Here is a 10,987-nt window from a genome sequence, read left to right as displayed (position 1 = left end):
CGTCGCGCAGCCCGCGCGCCACCCCGGCGGGCAGCACCCGGGTGGTGTACCGGCGCTCCGACTCCAGCCCCCTGGCGGCGCCCACACTCCGCGCCACCAGCGCCTTCGACAGGCCCTCCGCGTACGTACGCGTGCGGAAGTACCCGAAGCGCATCCGCGCGTCGGACACCCGGTGGTGGATCACCGCCCGGTCGTCGAGCAGCAGGACAGCGTCCGGTCTGGCCCGGGAGAGACGGATGCACAGCTCCGTCTCCTCGCAGCCCAGCGGGCGCTTGTCCCCGTCGCGGCCGAGGCCCGTGGCGAAGCCGCCGGCCGCGTCGAAGGCGGTGCGGCGGAACGAGGCGTTGCCGCCGAGGACGTTGCGGACCTCGGCGACACCGCCGGGCAGGCCCTTGTAGGCGCAGCCCACCACCCAGTCGAACTCCTCCGGGAACCAGACCGGGCGGCGGCCGGACTCCCACGCGGGCACCGTACGGCCGCCGACGGCCATGACCCGGGGGTCGGCGTACCCCTCGACGAAGTACGCGAGCCAGTCGCGCTCGGCGACGGCGTCGTCGTCGAGGAAGGCGATGATCTCCCCCTGCGAGGCGGCGATGCCCGTGTTGCGGCCCGCGGACAGGCCGCGGGGGCCCGCGTTGGCGAGCACCCGCACCTCGTCGATCTCCTTGTACGCCCCGGTCAGACGCTCCAGCAGGGCCTGGTTGTGGTCCACCACCAGGAGCGTCTCCAGGGCCGGCCGCGACTGGGCACGCACCGAGGCGACCGCCGCGAGGATGTCCTCCCAGCGGTCCTCGGTGTACGCACAGACGACGACCGAGACGGCCGGCTCGCTCAAGACGACTCTCCCCGACGGGCGGTGAGCATCGTCGCGTGCGAACGGCGGCTCAGCGCCCGCCGGTTGGAGCGCTCCATCAGGATCACCTTCAGTACCCGCAGCCCGTCGCGCACGGCCCGCAGATTGCTCGCGCCGTGGATGCGCAGATACTCGTGGCTGGGGATCTCCTGCACCTTCAGGCCCGCCTTGACGACCCGGATGTTCATCAGGGTCTCCACCTCGAAGCCGGTGCAGTCGAGGTCGATCTCGTCCAGGCAGTGCCGCCAGAACGCGTTGTAGCCGTAGCACAGGTCGGTGTAGCGGGCGCCGAACTTGCGGTTCACGGTGGTGCACAGCGCCCAGTTGCCGAGCTTGCGGACGAGGGTCATGTCGTCGGTGCCGCCGCCGTTGGCGAAGCGGGAACCCTTGGCGAAGTCGGCGCCCGAGACGAGGGCGGAGACGTACGACACGATCTCGTGCCCGTCGGCCGAGCCGTCCGCGTCGACCATCACGATGATGTCACCGGTGCACGCCGCGAAGCCGGTGATCAGGGCGTCCCCCTTGCCCTTGCCCTGCTGCGGGACGACCTTGACGTCCGGCCACAGTTCGCGGGCCACCTCGACGGTGTCGTCGGTGGAGTTGCCGTCGACCAGGACCACTTCGTGGATCCAGCCCGGCAGCGTCTTGAAGACGTACGGCAGGTTCTCCGCCTCGTTCATGGCGGGGATCACCACACTCACCGGCGGCGCGATGGCCAGGTGGTCGGAGATCGGCCGGTACTTCGCGAGCACCGAGTCGTCGGCGCCGCTGGTATCGGACTCTGCTGTGGATTCGGATATCGCCGGGCGCAGAACTGAGCTCATGAGTCTGGTCCCTCTCGTCCGGTGAACCACCCGCCCCTGGGTGGTCCGGCCTTGGTCCGAAAGGGGGGTTCTCACTCATGGCATGCCGAAGCCGATCTCCGTGCATGCCGGGTGAGCTGGCAAAGCCGGCCGACTGTCGCGACTCGGCAGTCGGCCGCGCGGCACGACTCGGCAAGCGGTGTGATCACCGAGCACGGCACCCCCCTACCGCGCCCCGCCCCGGGACCGTCGCGCTCCTTGAGCCCTCCCCCAGGAGCATGTGCTGACGGACCGATGCGGGTGGATGTATGACGGTATTGATGATTGAGACGGTATGGCAAGACCTATTACAAGGCCTCACGTTTTTGTTGTTGTGTCCGTTACCTGACCTATCGACCGGATTCTCCCCATCCGCTTCAGCAATTTATCGGCAGGTTCGAACAGTTCCGGTCGTGCCAACACCGCGTTCCGCAGCGCCCGGACCGGGGCTCGGCGAGCCCGGTGCCCGAGTGCCACCGGATGGCGTCGGGTGACCCACCCCTCCGACACGGAGATCTCCCGGGTCTTCAGGGAATCCTTGTACTGCTTCTGGCCCCGGCCCAGATCCAGGTAGGCGATGCCGTCGGCGGCACCCTCCTCGGCCATGTGCAGATGCAGCAGCAGGCCCGGCGAGAACCTCGCGAACGCCGGGTCGTACGCCGGGAACCAGCATGTCAGTACCCGCTCGGAGCGCAGCCCGAAATGAGCCGCCGCAGGCTTGCCGTCCGCGTACAGCACGGACAGCTGGCCGGCGAAGGATTCGGAGCGGGTGTGGAAGAGCCGGTGCACCAGCCGGGTGATCCACGGGTGCGCGAAGCGGTCGCTGCGACCCGTCCTGCGGTACTGCGCCGACTTCCAGGCCATCAGCGTACGCAGGGCCTTCGGGTCGCGCTCGTCGTGCACGTAGCGCACCTCGCTCACCGCGCGGCCGAGCCTGCGTTCCTTGGCGAGCGTCGAGCGCACGAACTTCGGCGACCCGGCGCGTAGTCGGCCGAGATAGGCCTCGTAGCCCTGTTCCAGGTCCATGACGGGGGACGGGTAGGTTCCGGTGACATGGGCCGCGAACGGTGTCTGGCCCTCCGCCAGATGGTCGAACTCCCACACGGCGAGCCCACAGGCCCGCAGCAGCTCCTGCGCGTCCCAGGTGAATCCGGGGCGGTGGACCAGGCCCTGGCAGTCGGAGAGGCCGAGACCGACGGCTCTGCCCACCCCGACGGCGGATCTCTGGTACGGGAAGAAGGCCGCCGGCTCGCCGCCCTCCCGTACGACCGCGATCCGCACCCCCCGCCGGCAGCGGCCCACCGCGAGCGCGAACTCCGGGGACAGGAACGGGTTCGCCAGCTCCGGCGCGCCGTGGAGATGGGCCTTGGACTGCAAAGCGGTCCAGGCCGCCCGGTCGGTGGCGGTCAGTTCGCCGGGGCGGTACACGCTGATGTCCACGTCTCAGGTCCGTCTTCTCTCCGTACGGCCGCGCAGGCGCCGTACCAGGCTCGGCAGGAGAACGAGTGAGCTGATCACGGTCACGGCCGTGATCCCACCGGTCACCGACCACGAGTGGGTGGCGATCATGCCCTGTGCGACGAGGAGGTTCACCGTGATCGCGCCCGCGACGGACGTCACGACCCGGCCGAACGGCTCCATTCCGCGCAGAACGGACCCGATGGCGGCTCCTGGCGCGACGAGGAGGAAGAACAGGGTGAACGGGCCGCGCAGCACCGAGTCGGTGTCGGCGAACGCGAGCGCCGCGCCGACCCCCGCCACGGCCACGCCCGCCAGCAGTGGCCCGCCACCGCCTGACAAGGATGGCTTGATACCCAAGGTCTGCATGGGCGACTTTGCCCCCTGAAGCGCCGGATGCCGGGCTTCAATGTCGCTCAGCGGGCGCGGGGGAGTCAATACGTCGAGGCACGCTACGGGACCGCACGTCCGGTCGCGGTGCACCGGCGGAGAGATTCGCCGCCGCATACGAAGTTTCCCCGGAGGCCTCGCAGGCCTCCGGGGAAACTCCCGTTCACATCGGCGCAGTTGCCGCTACGGGACGATCTGCAGCAGACGGTTCGGGGAACCGGTGCCGGGGCCGGTGACCTTGCCGGTGACGGCGCCGGCCGTCAGGGCGGAGGCGACCTGGGCGGGGGTGGCCGAGGGGTGGCCCGCCAGGTGGACGGCGGCCGCGCCCGCGACGTGCGGCGTGGCCATCGAGGTGCCCGAGATGGTGTTGGTCGCGGTGTCGCTGGTGTACCAGCCGGCCGTGATCGACGAACCCGGGGCGAAGATGTCCAGGACCGAGCCGTAGTTGGAGTAGCTCGCCCGGGCGTCCGTGCTGGTGGTGGCTCCGACCGTGATCGCCTCGGTGACGCGGGCCGGGGAGTACGAGGAGGCGTTGGCGCTGCTGTTGCCGGCCGCGACGGCGTAGGTCACACCGCTGGATATGGAGTTGCGGACGGCCGTGTCGATGGCGGTGGAGGCGCCGCCGCCGAGCGACAGGTTGGCGACCGAGGGGCCGCTGTGGTTGGCCGTCACCCAGTCGATGCCTGCGACGACGCCGGCCGTGGTGCCCGAGCCGGCGTTGTTCAGCACGCGCACGGCCACGATCCTCGCCTGCTTGGCGATGCCGTAGGTCGAGCCCGCGATGGTGGACGCCACGTGCGTGCCGTGGCCGTTGCCGTCCTGCGCGACGCTGTCGCCGTCCACGGCGTCGTAGCCGTTGACCGCCCGGCCGCCGAACTGGGAGTGCGAGATGCGCACGCCGGTGTCGATGACGTAGGCGGTCACGCCGCTGCCCGCGGTGTCCGGGTAGGTGTACGTGCCGGAGAGCGGCAGTGACGCCTGGTCGGAGCGGTCCAGGCCCCACGGGGCGCCGGACTGCGTGGCGTCGGAGGTGAAGACCTGGTCCTGCTCCACGGAGGCGATCGCCGGGTCGGCGGCCAGTCTCCCGGCCTCGGTCGCGGAGAGCTCTGCCGAGTAGCCGTTGAGGGCGGACCTGAAGGTCCGCTTCACCGTGCCGCCGTACTCCTCGACCAGGTCTCTGCCCGCGCTCGACGCGGCCTTGAGGCCCGTGCCCTTCTTGAGTGTGACGACGTAGCTGTCCTTGACGGCGGTGGGGGAGCCTGCCGCGAGCACCCTGCCCTCGGCCGGGGCGGCCTGGGCGGGGAGCGTGGTGAGGCCGCCGAGCAGGGCGGCGGTCGCCATGGTGGTGACGGCGGCGACCTTGATGTTCCTGATGCGCGGTGCCATTACGAGGGATTCCTCCTCATGGGCGGCGCACGCCTGGGTGGGGCGCATGCCTGTGGGGGCTGTGTGCGGGCTCGCACACACGGCCGGGAGCGTCGCGTTCCGCTCTTGGCTGTTCAGCAGACTGGGTGATCGACGGGTGCGACTCAAGGGAGTTGAAGTCTTGTCATGTTTCTGTCACGCGCGCGTAATCGAACAGGCGTGGGGCGCGGTGGGTACGTTCCCTTGCGGGTAGGAAAGTATTGACATGAACACTTCCGATCAACACGCGTAGTTGCTACGACGGTTGAGGCAGAGATCCTGCTAAAGGGAGGTTCCATGAGACGTTCCCGACTTGCGGCATGCATGACCTCACTCCTCCTCGCCGTCGGCGCCGCCCTCACCGGGGCCGCGACGGCGCAGGCGTCCCCACAGGCCGCCGCCACCGGCTATGTGGCGCTCGGCGACTCCTACTCCTCGGGCGTCGGCGCGGGGAGCTACATCTCCTCCAGCGGCGACTGCAAGCGCAGCACGAAGGCCTACCCGTATCTCTGGGCGGCCGCCAACGCACCCTCGTCCTTCAACTTCACGGCCTGCTCGGGCGCCCGAACGGGTGATGTTCTGGCGAGTCAGCTGGGACCGCTCGGCGCGGGCACGGGGCTGGTCTCCGTCAGCGTCGGCGGCAACGACGCCGGCTTCGCCGACGTGATGACCACGTGCGTCCTGCAGTCCGACAGCGCCTGCGTCGCGCGCATCAACACGGCGAAGGCGTACGTCGACTCGACGCTCCCCGGCCAACTCGACAAGGTCTACTCGGCGATCAGCGCCAAGGCGCCGGCCGCCCATGTGGTCGTGCTCGGCTATCCCCGCTTCTACCAGCTGGGCGGCACCTGCCCCGGCCTCTCCCAGGCCAAGCGGTCCGCCATCAACAGCGCGGCGGACCACCTCAACACCGCGCTCGCCAAACGCGCCGCCGACCACGGGTTCACCTTCGGCGACGTCCGCTCCGCGTTCACCGGGCACGAACTGTGCTCGGGCAGCGCGTGGCTGCACAGCCTCAACCTGCTGAACGTGGGTGAGTCGTACCACCCGAAGGCCGCGGGGCAGTCGGGCGGCTATCTGCCGGTGTTCAGGAACGCGGCCTGACGGCCCCGTTCAGGGCTCCGGTCTCGTCGACGGCTCCGGCCTCGTCGTCGTAGTCGGATTCGGAGTCGCTGTACTCGTCAGGGTTCTCCGAGTCGTCGGAGGGGGAGGTCCCGCCCGTGGTCGGGGCCTCCGTCTCGCACGTCACCGAGAACGCGACGGAGTTGGACTCGGCCTTCACCGGACCGCGGACCTCGACGCTGATCTCGTCCGTGTGGCTCCCGCTCGTCGAGACGACGACCTGGTCCTGTTTGGTCCTCTCGCCGCCGGACGCGAACGACAGGGTCTTCCAGCCCTCGTCCTCGACCTTGCCGTTCTTCGCCACCCAGCGGTACTCGACGTCCACGGGGACGCTGCCCACGGTGAACGTGGCGGTGAAGGTGGGCACCTCGGCGTCCGCCGGCGGGCAGGTGCCGGAGTAGTCGGTGTTCGTGCCCTCGACCGTCACCTCGACCGACTGCGCGGGCGGCTTGCTGGTCTGTTCCTTCTCGGGTGTCTCGGAGGGGGTGTCGGCGTCGTCACTCGTGTCGCCGGCGCCGGGTTCCTCGCCCGTTCCGCCGTCGCCCGTCTGGTCGTTGGTGCCGCCCACCGCGCCCGTCCCGTTGGTCGGGTTGCCGTCCTTCCCGCCGTCGTCGCGGTTGACCAGGGCGTAGGTCAGTCCGGCGATGGCGAAGGCGATCGCGGCGATACCGGCGATCAGGAAGACGAGGGCCCGGCGGTTGCGGTCCGGCTCGCGGGCCGGCACCGCGGAGGGGTGGGTCGCGGCCGGTACGGGATGTGGCGGCGTCGGCGGCCCGAACCGGTTCGTGCCCGGCCCCGGGCTCGCGTCCGGACTCGGGAAGGTGGCAACTGTCGGGCCGTACGCGCCCGAAGCCACCGTGTCGGAACGCGGAGTACCCCCCGCGCCGATGATCCGCAGGTCCTGCTCGGCCTGCTCGGCGGAGATCCGGTCGGCCGGATCCTTGCGCAGCAGCCCCTCGATCACCGGGGTCAGCGGCCCGGCCCGGTGCGGCGGCGGCAGTTCCTCGTCGACGACCGCGCGCAGGGTGCTCAGCGGGGTGTTCTGCCGGAAGGGCGAGTTGCCCTCGACCGCCGCGTACAGCAGTACACCGAGCGACCACAGGTCCGACTCGGGGCCGAACGCCCGGCCGAGCGCACGCTCGGGGGCGAGGAACTCGGGGGAGCCGATGACCTCGCCGGTCATGGTGAGCGCGGAGCTTCCCTCGACCGTGGCGATGCCGAAGTCGGTGAGGACGACCCGGCCCTCGTTGGACATGAGCACGTTGGCCGGTTTCACGTCCCGGTGCAGCACCCCGGCCTCGTGCGCGGCGCGCAGCGCGGACAGCACCTCGGCGCCGATGTGCGCGGCGCGCTGCGGATCGAGCGGGCCCTCGGCGTCCAGGAGGTCGGCGAGCGAGAGACCGCGCACCAGCTCCATCACGATCCACGGGCGGCCGTCCTCCATGGCCACGTCGTACACCGTGACGACATTGCGGTTGGCGACCCGAGCGGCCGCCCACGCCTCCCGCTCCAGCCGGGCGTACATCCGCTCGACGTCGGACACCGGGATCCCGCCCGGCGCCCGCACCTCCTTTACGGCGACCTCGCGGTGCAGCACCTCGTCGCGGGCCCGCCACACGGTTCCCATGCCGCCCTCGCCCAGCGGGGTCAGCAGCCGGTAGCGGCCCGCGATCACCCGTTCACTGCCCGGATCTTCGGACACGGCCATCCCCCGTCACTCGCATCCGCCTGAAATCTCCACTCCGTGCGATTTCCCCACAAAAGTAGCTCAGCCGAGTGCGGATGTTGCCCCCCTGAACACCAAACCAGCCCCCAGGGCGACGACCAGCAAGGCCGACGCCAGTGGCACGGTGTTGCGCACCAGCGCGGCCGTCGGCCCGCCGAGCCGGCCCTCGCCCTTGTCCATCACCCGCGTCACCCAGCCGCCCGCCTTCACCACGGCGTACCCGGCCGCCGTCAGCGTGAGCGCGAGCCCGATGCCGTACGCCACCACGAGCAGCAGCCCGAACCACGCCTTGCCCAGCGCCGCCGCGCCGACCAGCACGACCACGGCCGACGGGCTCGGCACCATGCCGCCCGCGAAACCGAGCAGGATCGTGCCGCGCAGGGTGGGCGCGGTGGGGTGGGTGTGGGTGAAGCCGCCGTGGGTGTGCGTGACGCCGCCGCCGAAGAGGGAGCGCTTCTGCTCGGGGGCGTGGTCGTGGGTGTGCGGGGCGTCGTGGTCGTGGTCGTGCTTGTGATCGTGGCTGTGGGTGTGTGCCTCGGCCGGCGCCGGTGCGTGCTCGTGGGTGTGGGTCGCGACCGACGCGTGGGTGTGCGTGTGGGGTGTGTGGGTTTCGCTGTGCGTGCGGGTGTGCGAAGGGGCGGCCTGGGCGAGTACGAGTTCCCGGTCGGGCTCGTGCGTGTGGGAGTGCCCGTCTTCTCCGTGGCTGTGGGGATGCCCGTGGTGGTGGTGATCGTGCTGGTGGTCATGGTCATGGTCATGGTCGTGCTCATGCCCGTGACCGTGACCGTGGTCGTGCGTGTGTCCGTGTCCCTGAGCCTTCGCCTGCGTGAGGGTGAGCTTGCGGTTCAGCCACGCACGTCGTGCGAGTGTCACGCCCGCGCCCATCACGAACAGGCCGCTCGCGATGCCCAGCCAGGTGATCACCGACGGGGCGGCGGCGGAGCCGGCGAGAACGAGGAGGCCGAGGGCGACGACGCCCAGGGTGTGGGTGACCGTCACGGACGCGGCCATGGGGAGGACGTCGCGCATCCGGGCCCGGTCGCGGGCGGCGGCCGTGGCGGCCATCAGGGTCTTGCCGTGGCCCGGGCCGAGCGCGTGCATGGCGCCCAGGAACATGGCGATGCCGAAGGCCAGGGCGCCGAAACCGAGGGTGAGGTCCTGGCTGGAGACCAGGTCGTCGAGGGCCCTGGTCCAGCGGTCCGCGCCACGCGGGAGGATCGAGGCGCCGGGCGCGTCGCTCCGCTGCTCGGCCAGGGCCGGGCCGCCCGGCTTCACCTGGAGGGAGGCCGTCGCCGTGTCCTGCGGCGACTGCAGCAACTCCTCGGGGTAGCTGGTGAGCCGCTCCGAGACCGACTCCTCGGGCACGTCCGACCCGGCCAGGGTCATCCGGTCGCCCTGCGCGGTGACCTCGCGCCAGCCGGGCCCGGAGTCCACGGCCGCGTGGAAACGTACGTCGGCGGCCCGGTCCGGCAGCGGAGCCGTCAGCCTGCACTCCACGCGCAGCGTCTTCAGCCCCGCCTGGCCCGGCCGCTCCTCGGCCCGGCTCGACCCGAGCGCCACCTCGACGGCACTCCCGTCGACGGTGACCTCGCTGGCCTCGGCGGCCTTCTCACACCGCTCCCGGGCCCAGTCGCCCACGCCCTGCCGCTCGATGGCGGGCGCGGCCTGGGTCGCCGGGATCTCCGCCAGGTCCTCGACATGGAGGACCTTCAGCTGTCCGGGGGTGGCGACCAGGCCGTCGTACCGGTTGACGGTGAAGTTGCCGAGCGGATGCGCGCTCGCCGCCGCGGCGGGGACGAGGACGAGCGCGCAGGTGGCCAGGAAGACGGCCGTGCCGGAGGCGAACACGCGCCGGGGAGAGGTCACTTGGCGGTCTCCAGAGCCTTCAGTGTCTTGCGGGCCTGTGCCGCGCCGAGCGGCGAGAAACCTGCGTTGAGACCGAGCGCCCCCTTCAGCGAGGCCCTGGCCTCCTTCTTGTCGCCGACCGCGGCCTCGACCACGCCCCGGTGGTACAGGAACGTCGCGTCCTTGTAGCCGGTGGCGGTGGCGCGGCGGGCGTACGGCAGGGCCTCGTCGTCGCGGCCGTTGACGTGCAGCGCCCAGGCGAGGGCGTCGGCCGTGTGGACCGTCTCCCGGCGCTTGAACTCGGCCTCGGCGGCCCGCAGCGCGGCCTTCTCGTCGCCGTGGTCGGCGGCGGCCAGCGCGGTGTCGAGGTCGGCGTTGACGCCGTTGGACCGGGCGATGGCGGTGTAGGCGTTCACCAGCGCGTACTGGTCGCCCGCCTTGGTCCTGTCGCCCTTAGCCTCGTACAGCTCGCCGAGCACGACGAGCGGTCCGGGCAGCGGATAGGCGGACACGACCTGCTCCAGGCCGCGGATCGCCTCCGCGCTGTCGCCGCTCGCGGCCTGGGCGCGGGCGCGGCCCTCCAGCGCGGGGAGATAGGTGTCGTCGGCGCCGAGGGCGCGGGCGTAGTGGTCCAGCGAGGTCTTGTAGTCGCCCTGCCGCCAGGCGAGCTGGCCGAGCTGGGTGGCCACGTAGGCGATGTCGCCCCGCGTGGCCGCCGAGCGGAGGGCTTGCTCCAGGACGCGCCGGGCGGTCTTCACGTCGCCGCGCAGCTCGTACACGTAGGCGTACCGGGTGAACACGGGGATGCCGGGGCGGCGGGTGTCGGCGAGCTTGACCGCCTTCAACGCGTCCTCGTAGCGGCCGAGTTCGACCAGAGCGTCGACGCGGCTGCACAACGCCCGTTCGCTGTACGGGTTCTCCTTGAGCGCGCGGTCCGCGTACCGCAGCGCGTCGCCGAACTGGTGGCGGGCGGCGGCGAGGGCGGCGAGGCCCGCGAGCGCCGGATCGTTCTCCGGCCGCAGCTTCAGCGAACGCCGCAGGGCCTTCTCGGCCTGCGGGTAGCGGGTGGAGTCGCCCTTGACGCGGGCCTGCTCGACGTAGGCGAGGCCGAGCGTGGACCAGGAGCCGAAGTCCTTGGGTTGTTCCTTGAGGTGCGCCTGGAGCAGCTCGACCGCCGTGTCGAGGTCGCCATGGGCGAGCTGGGCGGCCGAGACGCCCGCCGAGGTCGAGGTGGCCACCGTCCGGTCGTCGTCCCTGGCCCCCAGCGCCACGGCGAACCCGGTGAACGCGACGGCCAGCGCGGCCGCGCACGCGGTGAGCCGCAGCAGACGTCGCCGGGCGGGTTCG

General features: G+C 71.3%; 9 protein-coding genes. 1 reads left to right on the top strand and 8 read right to left on the bottom strand.

Going from position 1 to position 10,987, the window contains the following annotated elements; all coding sequences use genetic code 11:
* From AWZ10_RS30060 to AWZ10_RS30040, 5 genes are all read right to left on the bottom strand, one after another.
* On the bottom strand, positions 1–835 hold an 835-nt coding region (locus tag AWZ10_RS30060), incomplete at its 3' end, for a glycosyltransferase family 2 protein (protein ID WP_060892531.1).
* On the bottom strand, positions 832–1,677 hold the full coding sequence (locus AWZ10_RS30055) for a glycosyltransferase family 2 protein (protein ID WP_060892530.1): 846 nt from the start codon (positions 1,675–1,677) through the stop codon (positions 832–834). The genes AWZ10_RS30060 and AWZ10_RS30055, both read right to left, overlap by 4 nt.
* Before the next feature lie 336 nt (positions 1,678–2,013).
* Positions 2,014–3,135 carry a GNAT family N-acetyltransferase gene (locus tag AWZ10_RS30050; protein ID WP_046705017.1) on the bottom strand — a complete coding sequence of 374 codons (1,122 nt, stop codon included), beginning with the start codon at positions 3,133–3,135 and terminating at the stop codon, positions 2,014–2,016.
* A 3-nt stretch (positions 3,136–3,138) separates the two neighbouring features.
* Positions 3,139–3,495 carry a hypothetical protein gene (locus AWZ10_RS30045; RefSeq protein ID WP_409000763.1) on the bottom strand — a complete coding sequence of 119 codons (357 nt, stop codon included), beginning with the start codon at positions 3,493–3,495 and terminating at the stop codon, positions 3,139–3,141.
* A gap of 231 nt (positions 3,496–3,726) precedes the next feature.
* Positions 3,727–4,929 (bottom strand): S8 family peptidase, encoded by a 1,203-nt coding sequence (locus AWZ10_RS30040; protein ID WP_060892528.1) that lies wholly within the window; start codon positions 4,927–4,929, stop codon positions 3,727–3,729.
* Positions 4,930–5,244: 315 nt separating this feature from the next.
* Here AWZ10_RS30040 and AWZ10_RS30035 point away from each other — a divergent pair, with 315 nt between their 5' ends.
* A complete protein-coding gene (locus AWZ10_RS30035) occupies positions 5,245–6,051 on the top strand; it encodes an SGNH/GDSL hydrolase family protein (protein ID WP_046705014.1) in 807 nt (268 codons plus the stop codon).
* Here AWZ10_RS30035 and AWZ10_RS30030 read toward each other — a convergent pair.
* The 3 genes from AWZ10_RS30030 to AWZ10_RS30020 form a co-directional block, all read right to left on the bottom strand.
* The gene (locus AWZ10_RS30030) at positions 6,035–7,777 is read right to left on the bottom strand and encodes a serine/threonine-protein kinase (protein ID WP_060892527.1); all 1,743 of its coding nucleotides are present in this window, start codon (positions 7,775–7,777) and stop codon (positions 6,035–6,037) included. The two genes, AWZ10_RS30035 and AWZ10_RS30030, sit on opposite strands and share 17 nt — an antisense overlap.
* Before the next feature lie 60 nt (positions 7,778–7,837).
* Complete coding sequence (locus tag AWZ10_RS30025) at positions 7,838–9,661, bottom strand: nickel transporter (RefSeq protein WP_060892526.1); 1,824 nt, start codon at positions 9,659–9,661, stop codon at positions 7,838–7,840.
* The coding region (locus AWZ10_RS30020; RefSeq protein WP_060892525.1) for a tetratricopeptide repeat protein at positions 9,658–10,987 on the bottom strand (1,330 nt) is incomplete at its 5' end. The genes AWZ10_RS30025 and AWZ10_RS30020, both read right to left, overlap by 4 nt.

Origin of the sequence: Streptomyces europaeiscabiei, assembly GCF_001550375.1 — a bacterium.
Lineage (GTDB): Bacteria > Actinomycetota > Actinomycetes > Streptomycetales > Streptomycetaceae > Streptomyces > Streptomyces europaeiscabiei.
Note: the sequence above shows the minus strand (reverse complement) of the source record. Positions and strands in the feature narration are given on the sequence as shown.

What these genes read in the sequence shown, in the direction of transcription:
- AWZ10_RS30030 (WP_060892527.1), bottom strand. Translation starts at nt 7,777, where the DNA reads ATGGCCGTGTCCGAAGATCCGGGCAGTGAACGGGTGATCGCGGGCCGC.
- AWZ10_RS30055 (WP_060892530.1), bottom strand. Translation starts at nt 1,677, where the DNA reads ATGAGCTCAGTTCTGCGCCCGGCGATATCCGAATCCACAGCAGAGTCC.
- AWZ10_RS30035 (WP_046705014.1), top strand. Translation starts at nt 5,245, where the DNA reads ATGAGACGTTCCCGACTTGCGGCATGCATGACCTCACTCCTCCTCGCC.
- AWZ10_RS30040 (WP_060892528.1), bottom strand. Translation starts at nt 4,929, where the DNA reads ATGGCACCGCGCATCAGGAACATCAAGGTCGCCGCCGTCACCACCATG.